Origin of the sequence: Lysobacter sp. Root76 (assembly GCF_001428685.1) — a bacterium.
Classification (GTDB): domain Bacteria; phylum Pseudomonadota; class Gammaproteobacteria; order Xanthomonadales; family Xanthomonadaceae; genus Lysobacter.
On sequence record NZ_LMIK01000001.1, the window covers coordinates 418,142 to 442,599 of the forward strand.

Sequence of the window (24,458 nt, forward strand, 5' to 3'; positions counted from 1 at the left end):
GGGTAAAGATCGCGCGTTGATGTCATGACAAACGGCGCAGGGGTGGTCATGCGGCCATGCACGAATTGCAGGGAAAATTGCTTCCCCCGCCCGTTCCGCGCGCTACGATAGGGTCATGGGAGGTCCCCGATGAAAGCCGACCTGACGTTGCTGTACTCCGAACTGGGGCTGAGGCCCAACTGCAGCTTCGAGGAGCTTCAGCTTGCCTATCGCCGGCGGATTTCCGAGCTGCACCCCAGCCGTCCCGGCGCGAAGCCGCCATCGCGGGAATCCGCGGACCTGTGCGATTTGATCGGCCTGTACACCACGGCCACCCGCTTCCATCGCCGCTACGGGCGCCTGCCCGGGGAAGCCCCGCACCGGATCGGAGGCGGCAGCCCATCGCACGCCGGCGTGTCGCGGACCTATGTCGCCTACAGCCAGCGCGCTTCCGACCAACCCCCGCCCGCGCCGGCGCGGATCGCATTGGTGCTGGCCGTCGCGCTCCTGATCGTCCTGTTCGGCCTGCTGGCGCTCGCCTCCGGGGAATGGCTGAGGTAGCAGCCCCGGGCCACACGTCCGCGCCTGCCAGCATCCACCTGCACGGAAGCGCAGCTTGGCCCGCGATGTCCGCAGACCTGGCCTGGGCCCGTTCTTAATAGGCAGGCGCGAACCGGCGACCGCACCACAGGCGACAAATCAACGATGGACGCCAGGAAGATCCCGCTCAACCCATGGGCCATCACCTGGCCCCTGTCCGTCGCGACCGTCTTGCTCGTGGCCGCCAACATGAGCATGCAGGCCTACCGGCTGATCGCGCACCAGGAGCATGTCGTCGGCCTGGCGATGATGAGCATGGATGGAGAAAACAACCTCCCGGCCTTGTTTTCGACCCTGCTGCTGTTCTGCGCTTCACTGCTGCTCGCGCTGATCGCCGTGCTGGAAAGGCGGCACGAGGGCATCGACGTGTCGAAGTGGGCGATTCTCGCCGCCGGTTTCATGCTGATGGCCATGGACGAGTCCCTGTCGTTCCACGAAAAGGCGATCGCGCCACTACGCGCGCTGCTGGGCGGCCAGCACCTTGGGATCTTCTTCTTTGCATGGGTGATCCCCGGCTTTGCGCTGGTCTTCTTCCTGGGCGCGTTCTTCCTGCGCTTTCTGTTGCGCCTGCCCCGCAGAACGGCGATCGCCTTCGTCGTTTCCGCCGCGATCTACCTTGGCGGCGCCTTGGGCGTCGAACTGCTCGAGGGATGGTGGCGCGAGGCGCACGGGCACAAGAACCTCATCTATCACGTCCTGGTCAGCCTGGAAGAAGGCATGGAGATGGCGGGCGTCATCGCTTTCATCCATGCGCTGCTGCGCTATGTCGCGGGACGTTTCGGCGAAGTGCGATTCGCTTTCGCCGGTACGCGGGACAAGCTGAGCGCATCCGAGCCTGCGAAATAAGCCGTGAACCAGACGCCGTCGCGCAGCGGCGGCGTCAGCGCGAACCGCGGCGGAACAGAACCACCTCGACCGTCTGCAACAGGATCAACAGGTCGAACACCAGGCCGTGGTTCTTCACGTAGAACAGATCGAACGTCAGCTTCTCCTCGGCATCGCGCACCGAGGCGCCGTAGGGATAGCGCAGTTGCGCCCAGCCGGTCAGGCCCGGTTTCACGCAATGGCGGACGTTGTAGTAGCGCACTTCCTGGCTGAGCATCTCGACGAACTGCGGCCGTTCGGGCCGTGGACCGACGAAGCTCATCTCCCCGAGCAGGATGTTGAACAACTGGGGAAGCTCATCCAGACGCGACAGGCGGATGATCCGTCCGACCCGGGTGGTGCGATCGTCGTTCTGGGTTGCCCACCTCGCCACGCCATCGGATTCGGCGTCCACGCGCATGCTGCGGAACTTGATCAGCTCGAACGTGCGTCCGTTCTCGCCGATGCGCGTCTGCCGGTACAGGACCGGACCACGCGACTCCAGCGTGATGCACGCCGCGACCAGCAGCATGAAGGGCCAGGCGACCAGCAACAGGGCGCACGCCGCGGCCAGGTCGAAGAACCGCTTGTTGAGGCGACGCGGCATCGAGTGGTCGAAGCCGCCCGAGAACGCGAGCCATGACGGATCCGCCACGTTCAGCTTCACCATGCCGGCCTCGCGCTCGAAGAACGTCGACAGATCGGTCACGGTGACTCCGCGCTGCGCGCAGGTCAGCATTTCCTCCATCGGCAGCGCGCCGCGCCGCTCGTCGGGCGCGACGACGATCTCGTAGACGTGCAGCCACTCGGCGATTTCGGACAGCGCGAAATCCGTACTGAGCAGCAGCTGCTCGGGCACCTGTACGGCTTGCCCCGGAACCGGCACGAAGCCCACCACCACGAAAGACCTCCGGTCGCATCCCCGCCGCAGGCGAGTGTTGATGAGATCGGCGTTCTTGCCCGCACCGAACACCAATACCCGGCGCCTGAACACATCCGTCTTGAACACCCGCTCGACGATCAGGCGCAGCGCCGTCACCGCGACGAGACCGATCGCCAGCGCCATCGCCAGCACGCCGCGGCCGATATAGGCGGCGGGCGCCAAGTAGTACAGCACCAGCAACGCGATACCGCCGAATGCGAAGGACAGCAACAGCCGGATGAAGAACTCCATCCGGCTGTGGCGCACGTGCACCTGGTACAGGCCGAAGGCCACCATCGACACGGTGATGAAGGCGGCGAACACGAACGCGCGCACCGGCGCCCACTGGAAGAAGGTGAACAAACCCTGCGAGGTATCCAGGAAGCGCAGCCATGCCGCCACCATGACCGACAGGATCAGCAGCCAGGTCTCGCCCAGCCAAAGCAGCAGCAATGCGCGGTTCTTGCGACTGGCCAGTGCGATGCTCACGGCGCCACCCGCCTCTCGTGCAACGCACGCGACGACGGGTGTCCCCTGTTCGATTTACGCGCTGGACTAGGATCGAAGCGAAGGCACGCTACCGGGTGATCCTTCATGACGCTTTACCTGCCGATGCGTAGCCCTCACTCCTGGCTACCCCGTTTCCGGGCAAAGGACGCTCGCTCTCCAAACGGGCTGGCTCAACCAGAGCAACGACAGAATCGCGGCGCTCCGGCCGTCGAATGCGGTCGGATCGCCGATCGGACGCAGCGGCCCGTGAATCATTCAGTTGCAGACGGGGCGCAGCCAGGTGCTCGTGTGGGAAACATCCGGCGCACCCGCAATGGCAACGGCCAGCGTGCGCCGTAGGGCGTCAACGGGCCGACGATCGCCTATCCCAGGGGCGGCTTGCGGCATCGTGGCCGGGGCCATATTCGAGCTTCAGCCAGGCACCGCTGGAACGATCGTAGAGGGCCACGATAGTCAACGGCATGCCCGGGCCATAGCGATCGAGGTAGGCCGTGGCCTGTGCGTCGATCCGCAGGCGCTGGCCGTCGCCTTCGACGGTGGCGACCCGGTCGAGATGGAGCCGGGCCGACGGTTTGCGATGCTCCCGGGCCAGATCCGCGGTTACCAGGGCCTCAAGTTGCTGGACCAGGATCGGTGCGTTGGGGATGTCGCGCTCTCCCGCCGCGACGCGGTCGATGCTGACATCGGGATAGCTCAATCTGCGCAGGCGAGCGTCGTACAGCAAGCCGAATCGAAAACCGATCCAGTCCTGCCTGCCCACGATCTGGGCGTCGCCGGTACCGCTGATCGCACGTTCATTGGCGTTGATCGTGCGGACATCGACAACATCCAGTCGCAAGTCCACGGCGCGACCGCCAAGCCTCGCCGATATCGCCTCGATCAGGGGACCCGCAATCGAGTCGCGGATAGCGTCGATATTGTGGGTCGTAGCGGATCCAGCCATCGCACGCGACGATGCGTCCGCCAGGACCGCCCCTTGCGATGCCGGCTGCGCAGCCGCATTGCCGCCGGCCCAGGAGCAGGCCAGCAGCACGGCGGCTTGAAGTTTCTGGCGCATGACGTCAAGAACAACGCGGTCCCGGGATGGTTTCGGACCGCAGGGCACTGGAGGAGCAACACGAATGGCGGCGGCGCCTTTGGCTGTGAGCCTTGAGAAAACGGCACGCATGGCGGATGGCTCTGCTGGCTGCGCCGACCAGACTTTCCCAGCTTGCCCGCATCGGCAGGAATCAAACCATACGCATACGTATGTATTATGCAGTGCAGCGGATCAGGGCTTTCGACGAAAACGATGCCCCTGCGCGCCCAATCGACGGCCCTCCGAACTGATCGATGCGTCCCGGTGGCCGTCGAAGCCCGGCCAAGAGTTGGAGTGCGATCGAGGGCGCCCCATTCATCCGCCGGGATGTTCCCCACGGGCACGTCCTTGCCGGGCCTGGCTTGCATGGCAGGCAATTCCAGGTGCACGATGCCCCTGACCAAGCCTGGGGGAGGCTGGTGGCAATGGATGCCATACATATTATGGTTGATGTGGGCGTGTTTTCGCCCGATGTGATCGCGCGCGCCGCACATCGACACACCGGTGATTGCTTCGTCGACTTGGCGCTGTCCGCAGCGTCAAGCCATGTGGTGTTGACGCCCAAGCATGCAGACGTAGATACGACCCGGCTAGCATCGCGCTTCAACAACGATCTACTCGACGAACGGTTGCGCGACCTGATTCGCGGAGAAACCGCCGATCTTCAAACGGCACTGGTGCAAGCTGCGCTACGCGAGGCCACGCCACGCGATCCAAAGGCAGTGCCATGAGGTTCGCTCAGCGCTCTGACTTCAATAGCGCCTCCAGCTACCGGCTGCTGCCGATGCGCTTTCGTCGCTTGCCTTGGGATGAGACCCAAGTCTTGGTGACCTCACTGGCCGGCGATTGGCTCGTCATACCACGGTCCGACTTGGACCGGGTCGTGGGCGGCGAGCTACAGCAGGACGAAGCTCTCTTCGCGTCGATGGAGGCACGCCACCTCATCCTGGCTGATCCAGCGCGTTCCACGCTGGCGCCCTTGTTGTCCCAATATCGGACCCGCAAGGCCTATCTCCAAGCCGGACCGGCTCTACACATCTTCGTGGTGTCCTTGCGCTGCCATCACACCTGTTCCTACTGCCAGGTGTCGCGGCGCCCCACATCGGAAACCACCTTCGATATGAGCGGCGCCGCGGGCCGCCATGCGGTGGAACGACTGTTCGAGTGGCCATCCGACAAACTCACCGTCGAGTTTCAGGGCGGCGAGCCGTTGCTGCATTTCGATCGCGTGCGCTCGCTCACCGAAGCCATCGTCGATCGCAACCGATCGGAAGGCCGATCGTTGCGCTTCGTCATCGCGTCGACCCTGCACGACTTGACCGACGACCAATTGGCTTTCATGCGGGAGCACCGTTTTCAGCTGTCCACTTCGCTGGACGGCCCCGAGTGGCTGCACAATGCCAATCGACCGCGACCGGAGCGAGACAGCTATCAGCGCACAATAGAAGGCATCGAGCGTGGACGGCGGGCGTTGGGCGAGGATGCGGTGTCGGCCCTGACGACACTGACCGCACGCAGCCTCACCGCACCACGCGAGATCATCGATGAATACCGTAAACACGGGCTGCATTCGATCTTTCTGCGGCCGCTCAGCCCCTACGGCTTCGCCCGCAAGACCCAAGCGCGCCAGGGCTATCCGATCGCCGAGTTCCTGAAGTTCTACGTCGTCGCGTTGGACCACATCCTAAGCGTCAACCACGATGGCTTTGAGCTCGAAGAGGCTTATGCCAGCTTGCTGCTGTCCCAGTTGCTGACGCCCTTCTCCCACGGCTATGTGGACCTGCGCTCCCCCACAGGCGCCGGCCTGGGCACGGTCGTCTATGACTACGACGGTCAGGTCTACCCCTCGGACGAAGCACGCATGCTGGCTGCCATGGGCGACCACAGTTTCGCCATGGGTCGGGTCGACGAACCGGTCGCCCAATGGCTTCAGTCGCCGGCCATGCAGCAGGTGCTGGCCGCCGGGATCGCCGAGGCCCTGCCTACCTGTGCCGACTGCGCGTATGTGCCGCTGTGCGGCGCCGATCCCATCGACCACTACGCCCGACAGGGCGATTCGGTCGGGCACCGGCCGACCAGCGACTTCTGCGCGAAACAGATGGGCATGTTCGACTTGCTCTTGCAGCGATGGCAGGACAGCTCGCCGGCCGACCGAGCCGTGTTTGAGGCTTGGGCCATACGGCGACCCGGCGCAGCTCCTGCTATCGCTCCGGACGCTTCTTTGGAGGTGGCCGCCTGATGCTGCCCTTGGACGCCAAGGCCCGCTGGAGCCCGGAGTGGCAGGAGCCCACTCTGCTCAAAGTCGCGGGACTGCGCGAGTTCGCTGCGGGCGAATTCCCGCTGAAGCGGATGCTGCTGGACCTGCGCACTCCGGAGACTGCCGGTGCTGCCTCGCTGCTGGACCTGCCTTGGGCCGGCGTGCTCGTCGGCGCCGATGGCCCTCCGCCTGTTGGACATCGAGAGGTCGCGCTCCTGGGCGACCCAGCCACTGTCCGCCCGGGCGATGTGGTCGAGCTTCGTCCAGGCAGTTCCAAAATCGCCGTGCGCTACCGTCGGGGCGACAACGGCAATGTCCTGTTTGCGACCGAGCGGTGCAACAGCTTCTGCCTGATGTGCTCCCAGCCGCCTCGTGAGATCGACGACGGCTGGCGCGTGGAGGAGTTGTGCGACCTGGCGGGATTGATCGACAAGGACGAACCTTCCATTGCCATCAGTGGTGGCGAGCCCACGCTTCTGGGCGCCGGCCTCGAACGGGTCATCCGGCGCTGCGCCGAGATGCTGCCCGACACGCACATCCATGTCCTCTCCAACGGCCGCCGTTTCGAGGATCAGGCCTACGCGAACACCTTCACCGACGCCCACCCCTCGCTGACTTGGGGCGTGCCGCTGTATGGCGATCACCACCGCTTGCACGACTACATTGTCCAGAGCCCAGGTGCCTTCGCCCAGACCGTGCGCGGGCTCTATGCCCTTCATGCTGCCGGGCAACGGGTCGAGGTGCGGGTGGTGCTCACCAAGCCGGTGGCAGAACGGCTGCCGGAATTGGCGCGCTATCTCTACCGCAACCTGCCTTTTGTTGAACATGTGGCGCTGATGGGCACGGAGCCCATTGGCTTCGCTAAAGCCCATCGCGAGGCGTTGTGGATCGATCCCGTGGATCTTGCGCCGGCGTTGCTGGAAGCCGCGCAGTTCCTGGATCGGCGCGGCATGGCGGTATCCCTCTACAACCTGCCGCTATGCACTCTGCCCGCCGATCTGTGGCCATTCGCTCGGCGCAGCATCTCCGACTGGAAACAACACTACCTGCCGGCGTGCGAGGGCTGCGCGCTGAAAGACCGATGTGGCGGCTTTTTCGGCTGGATCACCCCCGAGTGGACCAGCCGCGCCATCGCCCCAGTTACCGCTAAGGACGATTTCTCATGCGCAAGGCACTGACCCTGGCCGGTGGCGCGCTGTCGGCGCTGCATGGCTCCTTCCAGGACACCGAAGGCCAGGCGGGCAAGCAGTCCGCATTGATGGCGCTTGCACAAGAAGACGCGAACTACACCACTACGCTGGTGGCGCCTCTTAACGCGGATATCGACAATCTCTACGCGGGGCACCGGTCTCACAGCTCGCATCGCTCGCACAGCTCCCATAGTTCCCACAGCTCGCACTACTCGGGCAGCGGCGGTTCCTATCGTGCGCCGGCCTCCACCTACACCCCGCCCGCTCCCAGTTCCTATGTTGCGCCCACGTCGAGCCCCTATGTCGCACCGGCGGCTCCCGTGCGCTCGACACCGCGCACCAGGAAAGCGCCTACCCGACGGCTCCCTTCGCCACGGACCTATGCGCCGCTGAATGTCGACGCATACGATCCACCGACGGCGGATGCCGCCTCAACCCATCCTTCCGCCGGCCATGGGACCGACACCACACCCGCGCCCAGCTCATCGCCGCAGAACGGCTGGATGCGCTGGGCCGATCGCAACCGCTCAACGCCCGCGACGGGGTCCACCAGAGCCAACGCGGATCAGCTTCGCCTCATGATCATGCGCGTGCAGGCTGCGCTTTACGCCAAGGGCTACGACCCCGGGGCCATCGACGGTGTGCTGGGTGTGCGCACGGTCTCGGCCCTGCAGCAGTTTCAGGAAGCCTATGGCCTGGTGCCAACAGGTCAGATGACGACGGAAACACTCAACGCGCTGGGGGTGGCGTTGGTTCGGTGATCTTGCTTCATAGGTCCGCCGATCAAGTCAGAGCAATGGGTGTTCCCAGCATTGTCGTTACCGCACGCACCTAGCCGTCCTGAAAGCCCAATCAGTAAATCAACTCAACCCAAGGAAGTATCTTCGAGCACCCTGCTCCAGAAAACGACCTGCCGTATGACTACTCATGGACGGCACTGAAAGGCGACGACCCTCGCCTCACAGGCAACCCCGATTCCGCTCTGCTGAGGCGGCGAGAGGGCTACGAGGTGCTCGCTTCATCAACCGGTTCGCCGAAGCGCAGAAATGGAAGCAGAAAAGAAGTGGCCTGAAGCTCGAATGGCTCATCCATGACTATTTCCCGTCGGACGTTCGCAGCCGCGCCAAAGTCCGCGACTGGTTGATCAAGAACTGGAAGACCTACGACGCGGCATGGGATCAAAAGGTAGCTCGGAGCGATGTGCCCTGAGCTTTTGGTAAACAGGCCTACTGACCTTCCAAGCCGCGATCAGTATCCATCCAGCGATGGATCGTCGGTTTCTCGTGTCTTAGCCCGTAGACCCCGGGCTCTATAGCGGTGGATTGCCCTTATGGGCCCTGAGACACTGGGGCATGCATCCGCTGTTGGTTCGATTACGGCCACCCCGAACCCCGCGGGGACGTCCCGGTGACTGTCAAAGATCACATAGCGCTTCTGCTCCGTATTCGGGGCAAAATTAACGATCTTGCCCGTGGCGCCGACGACCGGGATGCGGCTGAACGAGAGCTGTTCCTTGATCATGATGGGCGTGAGTGCCACCTTCCTGGACGGCCTACCTTCCATATGTAGCTCCAAGGCCCGCCTTGCTGGCTGGACGTTGGCGCACCGCGGCACACTGGCGTTACAGGCCGGTGTGTCCATCTGCCCTCACTTGTCCAAATTTGTCCATACTCCGCTGAGCTCAAGAGCCATAAATCATTGAATCAAATGCATAAAGTCCAAAAGCCCAGCACTGGAAAGAGCTCCGAAGAGCACACGCCGTTGATGCGCCAGTTCTTCGCCGCCAAGTCCGAGCACCCGGACGTGCTGCTGTTCTTCCGCATGGGCGACTTCTACGAACTGTTCTACGACGACGCCCGCAAGGCGGCGCGGCTGCTCGACATCACCCTGACCCAGCGCGGCAACTCGGCCGGCCAGCCGATTCCGATGGCGGGCGTGCCGCACCATGCGGCCGAGGGCTATCTGGCGCGCCTGGTCGCACTGGGCGAGTCGGTCGCGATCTGCGAACAGATCGGCGACCCAGCCTTGGCCAAGGGCATCGTCGAGCGCAAGGTGGTGCGCATCGTCACTCCGGGCACGGTTACCGACGAGGCCCTGCTGCACGAACGCCGCGACACCTTGCTGCTGACCATCGCGCGCGGCAAGCACGGTTACGGCGTGGCCTGGGCCGATCTGGCCGGCGGCCGTTTCCTGGTCAACGAAGTCGCCAGCGAAGACGCGCTCGAAGCCGAGCTCGCACGCCTGGAACCGGCCGAGACCCTGATCGCCGACGAGGACGGCTGGGCGCCGTTCGTGTCCGAACGCAATGGCCTGCGCCGGCGCGCGCCGTGGCTGTTCGACGTCGACAGCGGCCGCCGCCAGCTGCTGCGTTTCTTCGGCCTGCACGACCTCAGCGGTTTCGGCCTCGAAGACCGTCCGCTCGCGATCGCCGCCGCCGCTGCCCTGCTGGGCTATGTCGAAGAAACCCAGAAGCAGCGCCTGCCGCACCTGACCTCGATCGCGGTCGAATCCGGCGACGGCGCGATCGCGATGAACGCCGCGACCCGTCGCCACCTCGAACTCGACAGCCGCATCGACGGCGACAGCCGCACCACCCTGCTCGGTGTGCTCGACAGCACGGTCACGCCGATGGGCGGGCGCTTGCTGCGGCGCTGGCTGCACCGTCCGTTGCGCGACCGCCCCACCCTGCGCCTGCGCCACCAGGCGGTCGCGACCCTGATCGACTCGCGCGCCGGCGACGGCGTACGCGAACGCTTCCGCGCGCTCGGCGATCTGGAACGCATCCTCTCGCGCATCGCCCTGCGCAGCGCGCGCCCGCGCGACTTGTCGACCCTGCGCGACGGCCTGTGCCTGCTGCCCGACGTGCGCGCCCTGCTGGCGCCGCTGGACGCGCCGTTGTTGAGCGAACTGTCCGCCGAACTGGGCGAACACGCCGAGCACGCGCAGCTGCTGACCCAGGCGATCGTGACCCAGCCGCCGGTGCTGGCGCGCGACGGCGGCGTGTTCGCGACCGGCTTCGATGCCGAACTCGACGAGTTGCGCACGCTGTCGACCAACGCCGATCAGTTCCTGGTCGACCTGGAAGCGCGCGAACGCATCGCCAGCGGCATCCCCACTCTCAAGGTCGGCTACAACCGCGTCCACGGCTACTACCTGGAAGTCAGCAAGGCCCAGGCCGAGAAGGCGCCCACCCATTACACCCGCCGTCAGACCCTGAGCAACGCCGAGCGCTACATCACCGAGGAGCTCAAGCAGTTCGAGGACAAAGTGCTGTCGGCGCGCGAACGCTCGCTCAGCCGCGAACGCCTGCTCTACGAACAATTGCTGGACACGCTCAACGAACGTCTGGCGCCGCTCAAGCGCTGCGCCGCGGCGCTGGCCGAGCTCGACGTGCTGTGCGGTTTCGCCGAGCGCGCACAGGCGCTGGACTGGTCGCCGCCGGAACTGCGCGACGAGCCCGGCCTGCGCATCGAACGCGGCCGCCATCCGGTGGTCGAGGCGGTGCGCAGCGAGCCCTTCGAACCCAACGATCTGATCCTGGACGAAGCCAACGGCCGCCGCATGCTGGTCATCACCGGCCCCAACATGGGCGGTAAATCGACCTACATGCGCCAGAACGCGCTGATCGTGCTGCTCGCGCATATCGGCAGTTTCGTGCCGGCCACGCGCGCGATCCTCGGCCCGATCGATCGCATCCTGACCCGCATCGGCGCCGGCGACGATCTGGCGCGCGGGCAATCGACCTTCATGGTCGAGATGAGCGAGACCAGCTACATCCTGCACCACGCCAGCGACCAGTCGCTGGTGCTGATGGACGAGATCGGCCGCGGCACCTCGACCTACGACGGCCTGGCCCTGGCCGAGGCCTGCGCGCGCCACCTGGCCCAGCACAACCGCGCCTACACCCTGTTCGCGACCCACTACTTCGAACTCACCGCGCTCGCCGAGCCCGGCAGCGGCATCGCCAACGTGCACCTGGACGCGGTCGAACATCACGACAAGAACGGCGGCGAGCAACTGGTGTTCATGCACGCGGTCAAGGACGGCCCGGCCGACCGCAGCTTCGGCCTGCAGGTCGCCGCGCTCGCGGGCCTGCCCAAGTCGGTGGTCAAGCAGGCGCGCGGACGCCTGATCGAACTCGAGCAGCAGGGCCGCGACGCGCCGATGCCTTCCTTCGCCCAGGCCGCGCTCGACCAGCCGCAGCAGTTCGGCCTGTTCGCGCCGTCCTCGGCGGCGCTGGACGCGCTGGCCGCGGTGGACCCGGACGAACTGACGCCCAAGCAGGCCCTGGAAGCGCTGTACCGGATCAAGGCGCTGACCTGATCCCTCGGACCGAGGCCGCCTGCGGGCGGCCCGGCCGGCTGGCGAACATTTAGATCGGGCCCGGCCCGCAGCGATCACGGCGGCGTAAGACCGCCGTGCCCAAACTGCGCGCGCGGTTCCGAGCGAGCCGCCGCGACCCGCTCCATAGCCTCGCCCTATCAGATAGGTCGAAAGGATCGATTTCACATGGCGATCGGCCCGGCCTATCGTCGGTGGGCGACTTAACCCCTGACACGGAGTGCCAGCCCATGAGCCAGCAGGACGACGACAAGCCGAGCCGATTCGCGGCTCCCGACCACCGCCACGGCGCGACCGCCGCGCCGCTTCAGCACGATCGCCGGGTCGTAAAGCTGGTGCCCCACTAAGTACCGATCCGAGCCGGCCCAGCCTCGGGCCCGTTCGGATATCCCCCGTACTCCTCATCGCACCGGGTCGTTGGATCCACACCGTCTAAGGCAGAAAACCCATGTCAAACGAAGCGAAATGCCCGTTCAACCACACCGCCGGCGGCGGCACCTCGAACCGGGACTGGTGGCCGCACCAGGTCAACCTGAAGATCCTGCACCAGCAATCGCCCGTGTCCGATCCCATGGACCCGGATTTCGACTACGCCGAGGCCTTCAAGAGCCTCGACCTGGCCGCCGTGAAGCGCGACCTGACCGCGCTGATGACCGACTCGCAGGAATGGTGGCCCGCCGACTTCGGCCACTACGGTCCCTTGTTCATCCGCATGGCCTGGCATAGCGCCGGCACCTATCGCATCGCCGACGGCCGCGGCGGCGCCGGCGCCGGTCAGCAGCGCTTCGCACCGCTCAACAGCTGGCCGGACAACGGCAACCTCGACAAGGCGCGCCGCCTGCTGTGGCCGATCAAGCGCAAGTACGGCAACAAGATCTCCTGGGCCGACCTGATGATCCTCACCGGCAACGTCGCGCTGGAATCGATGGGCTTCAAGACCTTCGGTTTCGCCGGCGGCCGCGCCGACGTGTGGGAGCCGGAAGAAGACGTGTACTGGGGCGCCGAAACCACCTGGCTGGGCGACAAGCGCTACAGCGGCGACCGCGAGCTCGAAAATCCGCTGGGCGCCGTGCAGATGGGCCTGATCTACGTCAATCCGCAGGGCCCGAACGGCAACCCGGACCCGGTCGCGGCGGCCAGGGACATCCGCGAAACCTTCGCGCGCATGGCGATGAACGACGAGGAAACCGTCGCCCTGATCGCCGGCGGCCACACCTTCGGCAAGACCCACGGCGCCGGCCCCGAGTCGCACGTCGGACGCGAGCCCGAAGGCGGCGATATCGAGCAACAAGGCCTGGGCTGGCGCAGCAGCTTCAACAGCGGCATCGCCGGCGACGCGATTACCAGCGGCCTGGAAGTCACCTGGTCCAACACGCCGACCCGATGGGGCCACTACTTCTTCGAAAGCCTGTTCGGCCACGAATGGGAACTGAGCAAGAGCCCGGCCGGCGCGCACCAGTGGGTCGCCAAGAACGGCGCCGACGACGCGATTCCGGACGCGTTCGACCCGAACAAGCGGCATAAGCCGACCATGCTGACCACGGACCTGTCGCTGCGCTTCGACCCGGCTTACGAAAAGATCTCGCGGCGCTTCCTGGAGAACCCGGATCAGCTCGCCGATGCGTTCGCACGCGCCTGGTTCAAGCTGACCCACCGCGACATGGGCCCGCGCGCCCGTTACCTGGGCCCGGAAGTTCCCGCCGAAGAGCTGATCTGGCAGGACCCGGTTCCCGCCGTGGATCACGCCCTGATCGATGAGCAGGACATCGCCGCGCTCAAGGCCAAGATCCTGGCCACCGGCCTGCCGATCTCGCAGCTGGTGTCGACCGCATGGGCGTCGGCCTCGACCTTCCGCGGTTCGGACAAGCGCGGCGGCGCCAACGGCGCGCGCATCCGCCTGGCCCCGCAGAAGGATTGGGAAGCCAATCAGCCCGCGCAACTGGCCAAGGTGCTGGCAGCGCTGGAGCAGATCCGCAACGACTTCAACGCCGCGCAGACCGGGGGCAAGAAGGTGTCGCTGGCCGACCTGATCGTGCTGGCCGGCGCCGCTGGCGTCGAGCAGGCCGCAAAGAACGCCGGCCATCCGGTCAAGGTGCCCTTCAGCCCGGGCCGCACGGACGCATCGCAGGCGCAGACCGACGAGCATTCCTTCGCCGTGCTCGAACCGCTCGCCGACGGCTTCCGCAACTACCTCAAGAGCAAGTTCGCGGTGTCGACCGAAGCCCTGCTGGTGGACAAGGCGCAGCTGCTGACTTTGACCGCGCCGGAAATGACGGTGCTGGTCGGCGGCCTGCGCGTGCTGAACACCAACGTCGGGCAGACCCGGCACGGCGTGTTCACCAAGCGCGCCGACACCCTGAGCAACGACTTCTTCGTGAACCTGCTCGACATGAGCACGCAGTGGAAGACGGCCTCGGATACCGACAAGGAGACCTTCGAAGGGCGCGACCGCAAGACCGGCGAACTCAAATGGACCGCCACCCGCGCCGACCTGATCTTCGGCTCGCATTCGCAGCTGCGCGCGCTGGCCGAGGTCTATGCAAGCTCGGACGCCGGGGAGAAGTTCGTCAAGGACTTCGTCGCGGCCTGGGACAAGGTGATGAACCTCGACCGATTCGCCGCGGCGTGATCGTCGCCCGCTGATCAATGCCGGTGTGCCCCACGCACCGGCCTACCCTGTAACTCCCGTGTGACAACGACTGGCCCGGCGAGCGATCGCCGGGTCTTTTTTTGTTCGCGGCGCGCCGCGATCGGTCGCTCGCGTCCTTCGCGCCCGGCGCGACGCCGCCGACGGCAGCGCCGTCTCGTCGTCATCGTCGTCCTGCAGATGCCAGGCCGCCGACGAGGCGCAGGGCGGCAATCCATCGCAGCCGCGCGTGCGGCTGCGCCCCGGCCTCAGCGACGATCCCCAGACGGCAGGCCGGTCACGCGGGCCTCGAACCGATTGGGCGGACGAACGGCCCGGTCGCATGCACGCAAGCGCGAAACGGCGCTGCGCATACCGCTTTCGTATGCCGCGCGCGCTGACCGCATGTGCCGGCACCGGACGAGCGGCGCCGCGGCGTCACCACGGTCGGGCGAAACGGCGCTAGGATCGGTTTCCACTGCCCAAAGGACACTCCCCCATGAGCTCATTGACCGACGACCTCCTCCGCCAACTCCAGGGTCAGCCGCTGGAACAGATGAGCAGCCAGCTCGGCCTGTCGCAGTCGCAGACCGCCGGTGCGGTGTCGGCGGCGCTGCCGCTCCTGCTGGGCGCGCTCGGCCGCAACGCCAGCCAGCCGCAGGGCGCCGAGGCGCTGTTCGGCGCACTGCAGCGCGACCATGCCGGCGCCGCCGGCGGTCTCGATATCGGCAGCGTGCTGGGTGCGGTGCTCGGCGGCGGCGGCGGCCGTCAGACCGACGGTGCCGGCATCCTGGGTCACATCTTCGGCGGCCGTCAGGAAACCGCGGCCCAGGGCCTGGGTCAGGCCACCGGCCTCGGCGGCGGCCAGGCCAACACCCTGCTCAAGATCCTCGCCCCGATCGTGCTGTCGTATCTGGCCCAGCGCATGTTCTCCGGCGGCGGTCAGGCCGTGGCCTCGCCGCAGGCGCTGGGCGACGTGCTCGGCCAGGAACACCAGCGCATTCAGCAGGACAGCAGCGCCGGCGGGCTGCTCGGCTCGGTACTGGACCAGGACGGCGATGGCCAGCTCGGTCTGGGCGATCTGCTCAAGATCGGCGGCGGCCTGCTGGGCGGCGGCAATCGCTGAGCTTTAGCCGATCATTCGATGCCACTGCGGCCGCGTTTCGACGCGGCCGCAGTCGTTTTGGGGTTCGATCGGATACCGATCGCGGCTTACGCCGCTCCCACAGGGGTGAGTCCGTCGGTATCGGTTCGCGGCTTACGCCGGCCCTACCCAAAGCCGGGGCGGCTCGTCGCTTTCTGTGGGAGCGGCGTGAGCCGCGATGCGCAAGCGCGGTAACGGCGAAAGCCGGCAAGCGGGACATCGCCGATCGCATCGGAATCACAATCGGCCCGAATGGCGACCTGGCACCGATCGCGGCTTACGCCGCTCCTACCCAAAGCAGGGGCGGCTCGTCGCTGACTGTGGGGCGAGCCGGTCGCAACCGGCCCGCCCGCGCTACAACGCGTCGATATCGCCCAGCGCGCGGATCAAACGCCGCGCGCGTTTGTCGGGTTTGGTCTCCGGCGCGCGGTAGCCGTTGCGTTCGGCCATGCGCAGCGCGCGTGCGGCCTCGCGCGCGGCGCGCGAAGCCTCGGTTTCGGCGTACAGGGTCTGGGCCACGCTGGCCGGGCCGCGGGTATCGCTGAGCGCGAGCACGCCGATTTCGAACTGTTCCTCGCCGCGCGTGATGCGCAACGCGTCGCCGACGCGCACCGCGCGCGCGGCCTTGGCGCGTTGGCCGCCGATGTCGACCTTGCCGGTCTCGACCGCGCTGCGGGCCAGGCTGCGGGTCTTGTAGAAACGCGCTGCCCACAGCCACAGGTCCAGGCGAACGCTGGCGGATGCGGCGGCCGTGTCGGCGGAAGTCGGCATTGCGGTGGATGCTTTCATCGGGTCTCGCGCGTTGGGCGCTCGCTCCTGCGTTGGGGGCGCTGGGGCACAGGAAGGCCGCGCCCATGGCTAACGTAGGACCGCGATTGCGGAATCACAAGCGGGCGCGGCGGCTCGCTGCCGCGCATCGCAGCGCAAACGCAGCATCGCAAATGCGACGCCCCAAACAGGGCGTCGCAAACGAAAACGGCCGCCTCGCGGCGGCCGTTTCTTGCGCTGCGCGCAGTGCGCGCGACGCGGAATTACTCGGCGGCGTTCTTGGCGCGCGCGTAGGCGGCCAGGTCTTCCTTGATGCGCGCCTTCTTGCCTTCCAGGCCACGCAGGTAGTACAGCTTGCCGGAGCGGACCTTACCGCGGCGCTTGACTTCGACCGAGTCGATGATCGAGCTGTGGGTCTGGAAAACGCGCTCGACGCCGAAGCCGTGCGAGATCTTGCGCACGGTGAACGAGGAGTTCAGGCCGCCGTTCTTCTTCGCGATGACCACGCCTTCGTAGGCCTGGACGCGTTCACGGTTGCCTTCCTTGACCTTCACGTTGACGACGATGGTGTCGCCGGGGCCGAAGTCCGGCAGCTGGCGCTGGACCTGTTCGGCTTCGAAATTCTGCAGCAGGGTATTGAGCGAGGGCTTGTTCATGGCACGGCCTGTTGGATTAGTTGTTGCGCGAGTGCACGTGGACCCGCGTCATGGCATGGATGGAGCAAAATGAAGCCGTGCATTATAACGGCGTTTTTCGTTGCATGGCTAGGGCTTAGCCGCTTCAGTCGGGGCCGCGTCGGCCGGGGCCGCCGGGCCCGAGCCGCCGGCCTCGCCCCGATCCGGCCCCGTCTCGACGATGGCCGTGGCCGCCCTTTCAGCGCGATATGCGGCCAACAGGGCGCGATCGTCCTTGGATAGGCCGGCTTCGTCGAGCAAATCGGGGCGCCGCTCGGAGGTCCGGCCCAGCGCCTGCTGGCGCCGCCAGCGCGCGATCCGGGCATGGTTGCCGGACATCAGCACTTCCGGGACCGGGCCCAGCTCGTGCTCGACCGGGCGGGTGTAATGCGGGCAGTCGAGCAGGCCGTCGTCCTCGAAACTGTCCTGGACCGCGGATTCGGCGTCGTTGAGCACGCCCTCGCGCAAGCGCGCGACCGCGTCCACCACCACCGCCGCGGCCAGTTCGCCGCCGGACAGGACGTAGTCGCCGATCGACAGCTCCTCGTCCACTTCGGCTCGGATCAGGCGCTCGTCCACGCCCTCGTAGCGGCCGCAGAGCAGGATCAGGCGCTCGGATTGCGCCAGCTCGCGGACCTTGGCCTGGGTCAGGCGCGCGCCCTGCGGGCTGAGGTAGATCACCCGCGCCGGCGCCGGGTCCGCCGCGCGCGCGGCGCGCAGGCTGGCGCGCAGCGGGTCGATCAGCATCACCATGCCGGGGCCGCCGCCGAACGGGCGATCGTCGACGCGGCGGTAATTGCCCTCGGCGTAGTCGCGCGGGTTCCAGCCGTGCAGCGACAGCAGGCCGCGCTCGCCGGCGCGCCCGACCACGCCGAAGGCCGCGCACTGGGCGACGAATTCGGGGAACAGGCTGACGATATCGATGCGCATGGGCAGCAGTGGGCGGCGAGGAGTAAGTGGCGAGCGTAAAGGTACGGCCGATCGGGCTGAATTCGGCTGAATTCGGCGGAACGGCCCGGAGCCTGCGAACGAATGTAGAGACCGGAAGCTTCTGCTCGCTTCCCGCTCCCCGACTCGCTCCTAGAACTCGGGGTCCCAGTCGACCGTAACCAGTCCGGCCTCGAAGTCGACCGACACCACGTATTGGGGGATCACGAACGGAATCATGCGCTCGCGCTCGTCGTCGCGCGCGACCAGCACGTCGTTGGCGCCGGTGGCGAACAGATGCGACACGGTGCCCAGGTCGACGCCGTCGACCGTGGCCACGCGCAGGCCTTCCAGGTCGACCCAGTAGTACTCGCCCTCGCTGGGCGGCGGCAGCGCCGAACGCGGGACGTAGATTTCGGTGCCGCGCAAGGCTTCGACCGCGTCGCGGTCGGCGACATCGGGGAAGCTGGCGATCAGGTATTTGCCGCTTTCGCGGCCACGCACGCCCGACAGTTCGCGCTCGCGGCCCTGCGGGTCGCGCACGATCCAGGGCTGGTAGCGAAAGATGGCGCTGCGCGGCTCGGTCCAGGACTCGAGCTTGAGCTCGCCACGCACGCCGAAGGCGCTCAGCACCCTGCCCAACAGGATGCGGCGCGTGGTCTCGGTCATCTTGATGCGGCCGTGAGGCGGTCGCCGCGCGCGCGGGGCGCGCGGCGAAACGGCTTAGGCGGCCGGAGCGGCCTTGCCGGCCTGCTTGTACAGAGCGGCGACCTTGTCGGTCAGCTGAGCGCCCTGGCTGACCCAATGCTTGACGCGCTCGAGGTCGAGCTCGACGCGCTTTTCGTTGCCCATCGCGACCGGGTTGTAGAAGCCCAGGCGTTCGATGTTGCGGCCGTCGCGCGCGCTGCGGCTGTCGGTGACGATGATGTGGTAGAACGGACGCTTCTTGGCGCCGCCACGAGTCAGGCGAATCTTGACCATCTTTACAGTTCCTGTGTTGCCCAGTCGCCGGATTGGCGAGGTAAGCCGGAAATTGTAGCGGATCCGAGGGCTTAGGCAAACTCCGGCCGGCTGGCCCCTTGCCCAGGCGCCTCCGGGCGGGCTCCGGACGCCTCGATCGGCGGTTTGGGGCCTCCTTGCCGGCCTCAACGCCCTCTTCGATTCCTGTCGCCCGGTCTTTCCGGGCCTGAATGGGCTCGCCCGTCCTCGGACCCCATCGAAAGCCGATCCGGCGCCGGCGCCTTCGTCTGCCCCCCAACAGCGGGGACGGCGGGCCTTCCCTGGCCCACCGCCCTGCCCTTGCCGCGGCCCTCCCTGGCCGGCCCCGCCTTCCTGGCAGGGCCTCATCCGTAGCCGATCAGGCGCGGTAGCGGATCGTGCCGCGGACCGCCTCGGCGGCGCCGTCGCAGTGCTGCACGAAGTCGGCATGCAGCGCGGTGATGACGCCGTCCGGGTCGTACTCGACCGCCAGGATCTGCAGCGTGCCGCTGCTGACCCGCATGCAGGGACGGCTGGGCCGTTCGAACACGAACACGGCGCTGCCGGCCGGCGCGGCGTCGCCGATGGGATAGGTGCCGACCTGCAAGATCTGTCCGTAAGGCGCGAACAGGCTGGCCCGCCAGTAGTCGCGCTGGCCGTGCACGTTGAGCATCGCCGACTGCCCGCCGCCCCAGAGTTCGAACACCGAGGTATCGCCGTAGTAGGACTTCTGCAGGCCCTCGCCGACCACGTCGCCGGGGTCGCTGTCGATCTTCAGCGACAGCGGCGCGACGTTGTGGCGGATCACTGCGGCCAGCACCGGTGCGCTGGCGCTGTCGCAGTGCTGCAGTACCGTCGCCTCCAACGCGACCACGCGCTCGTCCGCGTCCAGCTGCAACTGCTGGATGTGGATCTCGCCCCAGGCGTCGTCGCAACGGCGGCCGTTGCTGGCCAGATAGACATAGGGCGCGCGACCGGTGCGGCGGGTCGGGTTTTCGGCGTCGTAATAACGCCCGACCTCGAACTTGCGCTCGCGCGGCGCGCCCAGCGAGACGTACCAGCTGTCGTCGCCGCGCGACACGCTGAGGCGGATCGAACGCGCGTCGGCATCCAGCGACAGGGTCGAGTCGCTGTCGGTATAGACCGCCGACTGGCCTTCGCCGATCGGATCGCCGGGCTGGCTGTAAGTGGAGAACATCGTCGCCGCCTGCGCGGGCGCGGCGAGGAAGCCCGCGAACGCGAGGGCGGCGGCAATGGCTTGCGTGTGGAACTTCGTCATGGGCTCGTTCACTCCTTGAGGGCGGCCGGCACGCCCCGGAATGGGGCGGCTCGGCCTATGGCGAATGCACCGGCGCGACTGCGGCGGCGACGAGTCGCTGCGGACTCTGCGTTGCGATGCGGTCCTGCATCGCGCTGCCGAAACAGGATGGGCTTCCGGCGTCTCCCTCGACGAGACGGCGCGCGCCGCCTATCGGGCGACGCGCGGTGTGCGCAATCGCAGCGGGAGATACGGGTGTGGTGTACCTATGCGGACGAGGCGGTGTCGTGGTGGCGATGCGGTTGGGATTCGGCTTGTAGCGGATCGCGGCTTACGCCGCTCCCACAGAAGGCGGTGGCGTGGCCGCGGCCAGAATCCGACCTATGTCGAATCGAATCCGACCTGTATCGAATCGGCTTGTGTCGATTCCATAGGCGCCGCCATTGCGGCGATCGCGCGGGCCAGGCCCACGAAGATGTCGGGGCGCGATCTGCATCGGGTCGCGGCTTACGCCGCTCCTACCCCGAAGCGGGCGGGCGCCGCTTTCTGTGGGAGCCGCGATCGCGCTGATGCAACTACGACGAGCGCTGCGACGACGAGCGCTGCGATGAGCGGCGACCGGCGCGCGCTTCATGGGCAGCAGAACCTTCCGGCGGACAAACGAAAACGGCGGCCACCGGCCGCCGTTTCGTCGTGATGCCGCGCCGCCGAAGCGATCAGCGGAACGGCATGCCGCCGCGTCCGCCCATCATGCCCTTCATGCCGCGCATCAAGCCCTTCATGCCGCCGCCGGAGAGCTTGCTCATCATCTTTTCCATCTGCTGGAACTGCTTCATGAGCTTGTTGACGTCGGCCGGGGTCATGCCCGAGCCCTTGGCGATGCGGGCGCGGCGCGAGCCGTTGAGCAGCGCTGGGTTGCGGCGCTCCTTCTTGGTCATCGAGTTGATGATCGCGACCATGCGCGGCACTTCCTTGCCGGTGACCTGGTTCTTGACCGCGTCCGGGATCTGACCCATGCCCGGCAGCTTGTCCATGAGCCCGTGCAGGCCGCCCATGTTCTGCATCTGCTCGAGCTGGTCCTTCATGTCGTTGAGGTCGAACTTCTTGCCCTTGGCGACCTTCTCGGCGAGCTTCTGCGCCTTGTCCTTGTCGACCTGCTGCTCGACCTGCTCGACCAGCGACAGCACGTCGCCCATGTCGAGGATGCGGCTGGCGACGCGATCGGGGTGGAACACGTCCAGGCCGTCGGGCTTTTCGCCGACGCCGATGAACTTGATCGGGCGGCCGGTGACGTAGCGCACCGACAGCGCGGCGCCGCCGCGCGCGTCGCCGTCGGTCTTGGTCAGGACCACGCCGGTCAGCGGCAGCGCGTCGCTGAAGTGCTTGGCGGTGACCGCGGCGTCCTGGCCGGTCATCGAGTCGACCACGAACAGGGTCTCGACCGGCGCGACCGCGGCGTGCAGCGCCTTGATCTCGGCCATCATCGCGTCGTCGATGCTGGTGCGGCCGGCGGTGTCGACGATCAGCACGTCGGCGTAGGACTTGCGCGCGTCGTCGATCGCGGCGCGCACGATGGCTTCGGGCTTCTGGTCGGCGCTGGACGGAAAGAACAGCACATCGACCTGTTCGGCCAGGGTCTTGAGCTGCTCGATCGCGGCCGGGCGGTAGACGTCGGCCGACACCACCATGACCTTCTTCTTGCGGCGTTCCTTGAGGTGCTTGGCGAGCTTGGCGACGGTGGTGGTCTTGCCCGCGCCCTGCAGGCCGGCCATCAGGATCACCGCCGGCGCCGGCACGTTGAGGTTGAGATCGGAGGCCTGCGAGCCCATGACCGCGGTCAGCTCGTCGCGCACGACCTTGATCAGGGCCTGGCCCGGGGTCAGCGACTTCAGCACTTCCTGGCCGACCGCACGCACCTTGATGCGCTCGATCAGGGCCTGCACCACCGGCAGGGCGACGTCGGCCTCGAGCAGGGCGATGCGGACCTCGCGGGTGGCTTCGCGGATGTTCTCCTCGCTCAGACGGCCGCGGCCGCGCAGGCGCTCGATGGTGCCGGACAGGCGTTGGGTCAGGGATTCGAACATGGGTGAGGCACCTGCGGGCTGGACGCGGCGGGCCGGAGCGCGGCGCGCCTGGGGGAACGGTCGGGGCCGCGAAGTATAGCCGGGCCGGCGCGGCGCGGCCGCGCGGACGATGGCCGCTGCGGATCGGCACCGCGCTATGCCACACTGCGGCGATGACAATCGTTCTCATCGCCGTCGCACTCTATCTGGTCGCCACCGGGCTGCTGGTCGCGGCCGTGCGCCAGGACGGCGGGCGCAGCGCCCGCTTGTGGCTGCTGCCGGCCGATCTGGCGGTGCTGCTGCACGGCGCCGCGCACCTGCTGGCCTGGAAGCTGGCCGGCGGCGCCGACATGCATTTCTTCGCCGCGCTGTCGCTGGTCGGGCTGGGCATGGCGGCGCTGACCGCGGTGGTCGGAGCGTCCGGGCGCATGGCGGCGCTGGGCGTGGTGGTGTTCCCGCTGGCCGCGCTGACCCTGATCGGCTACCACGCCTACGGCCACGTGGTCGCCGAGCCGCTGGACTGGCGCCTGCAACTGCACGCCTGGATGGCCCTGCTGGCCTACGCGACCCTGGCGATCGCGGCGCTGCTGGCGCTGATGCTGTGGCTGCAGGAGCGCGCCCTGCGCCGGCGCGAGTTCCACGGCTGGCTGCGCGCGCTGCCGCCGCTGGTGGAACTGGAAACGCTGCTGTTCCGCACCATCGCGGTCGGCTTCGTATTGCTGACCGCGACCCTGTTGACCGGCCTGCTGTTCGTCCAGAACCTGCTGGTCCAGCACCTGCTGCACAAGACCGTGTTCAGCGTGATGTCGTGGCTGGCCTTCGGCGGCCTGCTGATCGGCCGCTGGCGCTACGGCTGGCGCGGCGGCATCGCGGTGCGCTGGACGCTGGCGGCGATGGGCCTGCTGGTGCTGGCGTTCTTCGGCAGCAAGTTCGTGCTCGAACTGGTCCTGCAGCGGACCTGACCCCCACCCGGCTCGGAACGCCCCCCATGCTGCACTGGATCCGGTCGCTGTCGCCGCGCAGCGAGTTCGTGGTGGTGATCGGGCTGGCGTTCGGCTGGGCCCTGCTGTCGAGCCTGCAGAGCGTGCTGTCGGGCGCGTCGGCGCAGACCGACGCGGCGTTCACCTTCAGCGCGGCCGCGCTGTGGAGCGTGCTGATCATCGAACTGATGGTGCTGGCGACGCTGGCCTGGTTCCTGCGCGCACGCGGCTGGGCGTTGTCGCATTTCGGACCGCCGCCGCAAAGGCACGATGTCTTGCCCGGGCTGGTGCTGATGGCCGCGTCCATCGTCGCCTACCAGGTGCTGGCAGTGCTGGCGCTGTCGGGCGGGGTCGAACTCAAGCCGGCGGCGATGTCGCCGGGCGTGGGTTGGACCGCGATCCTGGCGGCCTCGGCGGTAAATGGTTTCTACGAGGAAATCTTCGTCTGCGCCTACGTGATCGTGGTCCTGCGCGAACGCTGGGGCCTGTGGCCGGCGATTCACGTCAGCACCGCGATCCGGGTCGCCTACCACCTCTACCAGGGCTCGACCGGGGTGCTGGGGATCGTGCCGATGGGGCTGATCTTCGCGGGCTGGTACGCCCGTACCGGCCGCCTGTGGCCGTTGGTATTGGCCCATTTCGCCCTGGATGTAATCGGCCTGGCGGCGCTGGCCTGAGCACCGAACCCACGCATCCAACTGATTTTGTTGAATTAAATTCAGGACCGCCCGGTTCCGGGGATGGCGACGCGCGCCCGTGCGATCGCCAGGACGCAGAATTACATTGACGTAACAATATTTGCATTGACAACTATTGCATGGGGTAGCAATATGCCGCCCCATGAAAACCTCCTCCGCCCCCGCCTGCAGCGGATCCACCCTCGGCCTGCTGTTCCGTCAAGTCCGCGACGCGATGTGGGCGCAGATGGAGCGCGAGTTGGCTGCCGCCGGCCACGAGCTCACGTTCAGCCAGTACATCACCCTCAAGAAGCTCTCCGACGGCAGCGCCGGCGTGACCGATCTGGCCCGCGCCGCCGAGCTCAACCCCGGAGCGATGACCCGCCTGCTCGACCGGCTCGAAGCGCGCGGCTACGTCGCCCGCGTCGCCGACCCCACCGATCGCCGCGCCCTCAACATCCTGCTGACCGACGCCGGCATAGCGATCTGGCAAGACATCAACAAATGCGGCCAGCGCGTGCGCGAGCAGGCCCTGAGCGGCATGAGCGACGACGAACGCAATACCCTGATGCGCCTGCTCGAACAGGTGCGCGACAACCTCACTCCCTCTGGTTCCTGAGCC

22 protein-coding genes are annotated in these 24,458 nt (G+C 67.1%); 13 read left to right on the forward strand and 9 right to left on the reverse strand.

Translation table 11 applies throughout. From position 1 onward, the window contains the following. Positions 1-129 precede the first annotated feature (129 nt). Positions 130-540, forward strand: a complete 411-nt coding sequence (locus ASE10_RS01665; protein ID WP_055900045.1) for a J domain-containing protein — start codon at positions 130-132, stop codon at positions 538-540. Between the two features lie 144 nt (positions 541-684). Beyond that, positions 685-1,425 (forward strand): hypothetical protein, encoded by a 741-nt coding sequence (locus tag ASE10_RS01670; RefSeq protein ID WP_055900048.1) that lies wholly within the window; start codon positions 685-687, stop codon positions 1,423-1,425. Between the two features lie 34 nt (positions 1,426-1,459). Here ASE10_RS01670 and ASE10_RS01675 read toward each other — a convergent pair whose 3' ends face one another. Continuing rightward, positions 1,460-2,854: a TIGR03013 family XrtA/PEP-CTERM system glycosyltransferase gene (locus tag ASE10_RS01675; RefSeq protein WP_056101815.1), complete on the reverse strand. Its 1,395-nt coding sequence runs from the start codon at positions 2,852-2,854 to the stop codon at positions 1,460-1,462. Positions 2,855-3,218: 364 nt separating this feature from the next. Next, on the reverse strand, positions 3,219-3,932 hold the full coding sequence (locus tag ASE10_RS01680) for a hypothetical protein (protein WP_055900051.1): 714 nt from the start codon (positions 3,930-3,932) through the stop codon (positions 3,219-3,221). A 446-nt stretch (positions 3,933-4,378) separates the two neighbouring features. Between ASE10_RS01680 and ASE10_RS19885 the strand changes: the two genes are divergently transcribed. From ASE10_RS19885 to ASE10_RS01710, 8 genes are all read left to right on the forward strand, one after another. After that, positions 4,379-4,684 (forward strand): hypothetical protein, encoded by a 306-nt coding sequence (locus ASE10_RS19885; protein ID WP_156087736.1) that lies wholly within the window; start codon positions 4,379-4,381, stop codon positions 4,682-4,684. Continuing rightward, positions 4,681-6,192 (forward strand): His-Xaa-Ser system radical SAM maturase HxsB, encoded by a 1,512-nt coding sequence (hxsB, locus tag ASE10_RS01685; RefSeq protein ID WP_235565763.1) that lies wholly within the window; start codon positions 4,681-4,683, stop codon positions 6,190-6,192. The genes ASE10_RS19885 and hxsB overlap by 4 nt, the downstream gene beginning before the upstream one ends. After that, the gene (gene hxsC, locus ASE10_RS01690; RefSeq protein WP_055900054.1) at positions 6,192-7,388 is read left to right on the forward strand and encodes a His-Xaa-Ser system radical SAM maturase HxsC; all 1,197 of its coding nucleotides are present in this window, start codon (positions 6,192-6,194) and stop codon (positions 7,386-7,388) included. The genes hxsB and hxsC overlap by 1 nt, the downstream gene beginning before the upstream one ends. Continuing rightward, the gene (gene hxsA, locus ASE10_RS20890) at positions 7,373-8,161 is read left to right on the forward strand and encodes a His-Xaa-Ser repeat protein HxsA (RefSeq protein WP_082559524.1); all 789 of its coding nucleotides are present in this window, start codon (positions 7,373-7,375) and stop codon (positions 8,159-8,161) included. Before hxsC ends, hxsA begins: the two co-directional genes overlap by 16 nt. Before the next feature lie 166 nt (positions 8,162-8,327). Beyond that, a complete protein-coding gene (locus ASE10_RS19370) occupies positions 8,328-8,609 on the forward strand; it encodes a hypothetical protein (protein ID WP_235565764.1) in 282 nt (93 codons plus the stop codon). A 498-nt stretch (positions 8,610-9,107) separates the two neighbouring features. Further along, entirely contained in the window at positions 9,108-11,723 is a 2,616-nt protein-coding gene (gene mutS / locus ASE10_RS01700; RefSeq protein WP_055900058.1) for a DNA mismatch repair protein MutS, read from the forward strand. Between the two features lie 466 nt (positions 11,724-12,189). Beyond that, positions 12,190-14,370: a catalase/peroxidase HPI gene (katG, locus tag ASE10_RS01705; protein WP_055900061.1), complete on the forward strand. Its 2,181-nt coding sequence runs from the start codon at positions 12,190-12,192 to the stop codon at positions 14,368-14,370. Between the two features lie 496 nt (positions 14,371-14,866). Continuing rightward, the gene (locus ASE10_RS01710; protein ID WP_055900064.1) at positions 14,867-15,493 is read left to right on the forward strand and encodes a DUF937 domain-containing protein; all 627 of its coding nucleotides are present in this window, start codon (positions 14,867-14,869) and stop codon (positions 15,491-15,493) included. 372 nt (positions 15,494-15,865) lie between these two features. Here the strand turns inward: ASE10_RS01710 and ASE10_RS01715 are convergent, their stop codons facing one another. The 7 genes from ASE10_RS01715 to ffh form a co-directional block, all read right to left on the reverse strand. Next, positions 15,866-16,282 carry an RNA-binding S4 domain-containing protein gene (locus ASE10_RS01715; protein ID WP_055900067.1) on the reverse strand — a complete coding sequence of 139 codons (417 nt, stop codon included), beginning with the start codon at positions 16,280-16,282 and terminating at the stop codon, positions 15,866-15,868. 260 nt (positions 16,283-16,542) lie between these two features. Further along, positions 16,543-16,935, reverse strand: coding sequence for a 50S ribosomal protein L19 (gene rplS, locus ASE10_RS01720; RefSeq protein ID WP_055900070.1), 393 nt, complete (start codon positions 16,933-16,935; stop codon positions 16,543-16,545). Positions 16,936-17,043: 108 nt separating this feature from the next. Next, complete coding sequence (trmD, locus tag ASE10_RS01725) at positions 17,044-17,883, reverse strand: tRNA (guanosine(37)-N1)-methyltransferase TrmD (protein ID WP_082559526.1); 840 nt, start codon at positions 17,881-17,883, stop codon at positions 17,044-17,046. A gap of 150 nt (positions 17,884-18,033) precedes the next feature. Then, complete coding sequence (gene rimM, locus ASE10_RS01730; protein WP_055900073.1) at positions 18,034-18,549, reverse strand: ribosome maturation factor RimM; 516 nt, start codon at positions 18,547-18,549, stop codon at positions 18,034-18,036. 54 nt (positions 18,550-18,603) lie between these two features. Next, on the reverse strand, positions 18,604-18,861 hold the full coding sequence (rpsP, locus tag ASE10_RS01735) for a 30S ribosomal protein S16 (RefSeq protein WP_055900076.1): 258 nt from the start codon (positions 18,859-18,861) through the stop codon (positions 18,604-18,606). A gap of 376 nt (positions 18,862-19,237) precedes the next feature. Continuing rightward, positions 19,238-20,137, reverse strand: a complete 900-nt coding sequence (locus ASE10_RS01740) for a hypothetical protein (RefSeq protein ID WP_056305611.1) — start codon at positions 20,135-20,137, stop codon at positions 19,238-19,240. Between the two features lie 695 nt (positions 20,138-20,832). Further along, positions 20,833-22,200 (reverse strand): signal recognition particle protein, encoded by a 1,368-nt coding sequence (gene ffh / locus ASE10_RS01745; protein ID WP_055900082.1) that lies wholly within the window; start codon positions 22,198-22,200, stop codon positions 20,833-20,835. A gap of 152 nt (positions 22,201-22,352) precedes the next feature. Here ffh and ccsA point away from each other — a divergent pair, with 152 nt between their 5' ends. The 3 genes from ccsA to ASE10_RS01760 all read left to right on the forward strand — a co-directional run bounded on the left by ccsA (position 22,353) and on the right by ASE10_RS01760 (position 24,455). Continuing rightward, positions 22,353-23,141 carry a cytochrome c biogenesis protein CcsA gene (gene ccsA, locus ASE10_RS01750; RefSeq protein ID WP_055900086.1) on the forward strand — a complete coding sequence of 263 codons (789 nt, stop codon included), beginning with the start codon at positions 22,353-22,355 and terminating at the stop codon, positions 23,139-23,141. Between the two features lie 26 nt (positions 23,142-23,167). Further along, positions 23,168-23,836 (forward strand): CPBP family intramembrane glutamic endopeptidase, encoded by a 669-nt coding sequence (locus ASE10_RS01755; RefSeq protein WP_056305613.1) that lies wholly within the window; start codon positions 23,168-23,170, stop codon positions 23,834-23,836. A gap of 163 nt (positions 23,837-23,999) precedes the next feature. Then, the gene (locus tag ASE10_RS01760) at positions 24,000-24,455 is read left to right on the forward strand and encodes a MarR family transcriptional regulator (protein ID WP_055900092.1); all 456 of its coding nucleotides are present in this window, start codon (positions 24,000-24,002) and stop codon (positions 24,453-24,455) included. Positions 24,456-24,458 lie beyond the last annotated feature (3 nt).

Bases quoted from the DNA above. Each gene is read 5' to 3' on its own strand.
- ASE10_RS01760 (WP_055900092.1), top strand. From the start codon at position 24,000: ATGAAAACCTCCTCCGCCCCCGCCTGCAGCGGATCCACCCTCGGCCTG.
- ASE10_RS01710 (WP_055900064.1), top strand. From the start codon at position 14,867: ATGAGCTCATTGACCGACGACCTCCTCCGCCAACTCCAGGGTCAGCCG.
- ccsA (WP_055900086.1), top strand. From the start codon at position 22,353: ATGACAATCGTTCTCATCGCCGTCGCACTCTATCTGGTCGCCACCGGG.
- rplS (WP_055900070.1), bottom strand. From the start codon at position 16,935: ATGAACAAGCCCTCGCTCAATACCCTGCTGCAGAATTTCGAAGCCGAA.
- katG (WP_055900061.1), top strand. From the start codon at position 12,190: ATGTCAAACGAAGCGAAATGCCCGTTCAACCACACCGCCGGCGGCGGC.
- ASE10_RS01665 (WP_055900045.1), top strand. From the start codon at position 130: ATGAAAGCCGACCTGACGTTGCTGTACTCCGAACTGGGGCTGAGGCCC.
- ASE10_RS01755 (WP_056305613.1), top strand. From the start codon at position 23,168: ATGCTGCACTGGATCCGGTCGCTGTCGCCGCGCAGCGAGTTCGTGGTG.
- ASE10_RS01680 (WP_055900051.1), bottom strand. From the start codon at position 3,932: ATGCGCCAGAAACTTCAAGCCGCCGTGCTGCTGGCCTGCTCCTGGGCC.
- hxsA (WP_082559524.1), top strand. From the start codon at position 7,373: ATGCGCAAGGCACTGACCCTGGCCGGTGGCGCGCTGTCGGCGCTGCAT.
- rimM (WP_055900073.1), bottom strand. From the start codon at position 18,549: ATGACCGAGACCACGCGCCGCATCCTGTTGGGCAGGGTGCTGAGCGCC.
- hxsC (WP_055900054.1), top strand. From the start codon at position 6,192: ATGCTGCCCTTGGACGCCAAGGCCCGCTGGAGCCCGGAGTGGCAGGAG.
- trmD (WP_082559526.1), bottom strand. From the start codon at position 17,883: ATGCGCATCGATATCGTCAGCCTGTTCCCCGAATTCGTCGCCCAGTGC.
- ASE10_RS19885 (WP_156087736.1), top strand. From the start codon at position 4,379: ATGGATGCCATACATATTATGGTTGATGTGGGCGTGTTTTCGCCCGAT.
- hxsB (WP_235565763.1), top strand. From the start codon at position 4,681: ATGAGGTTCGCTCAGCGCTCTGACTTCAATAGCGCCTCCAGCTACCGG.
- ASE10_RS01715 (WP_055900067.1), bottom strand. From the start codon at position 16,282: ATGCCGACTTCCGCCGACACGGCCGCCGCATCCGCCAGCGTTCGCCTG.
- ASE10_RS01670 (WP_055900048.1), top strand. From the start codon at position 685: ATGGACGCCAGGAAGATCCCGCTCAACCCATGGGCCATCACCTGGCCC.
- ASE10_RS01740 (WP_056305611.1), bottom strand. From the start codon at position 20,137: ATGACGAAGTTCCACACGCAAGCCATTGCCGCCGCCCTCGCGTTCGCG.
- mutS (WP_055900058.1), top strand. From the start codon at position 9,108: ATGCATAAAGTCCAAAAGCCCAGCACTGGAAAGAGCTCCGAAGAGCAC.
- rpsP (WP_055900076.1), bottom strand. From the start codon at position 18,861: ATGGTCAAGATTCGCCTGACTCGTGGCGGCGCCAAGAAGCGTCCGTTC.
- ASE10_RS19370 (WP_235565764.1), top strand. From the start codon at position 8,328: ATGGACGGCACTGAAAGGCGACGACCCTCGCCTCACAGGCAACCCCGA.
- ffh (WP_055900082.1), bottom strand. From the start codon at position 22,200: ATGTTCGAATCCCTGACCCAACGCCTGTCCGGCACCATCGAGCGCCTG.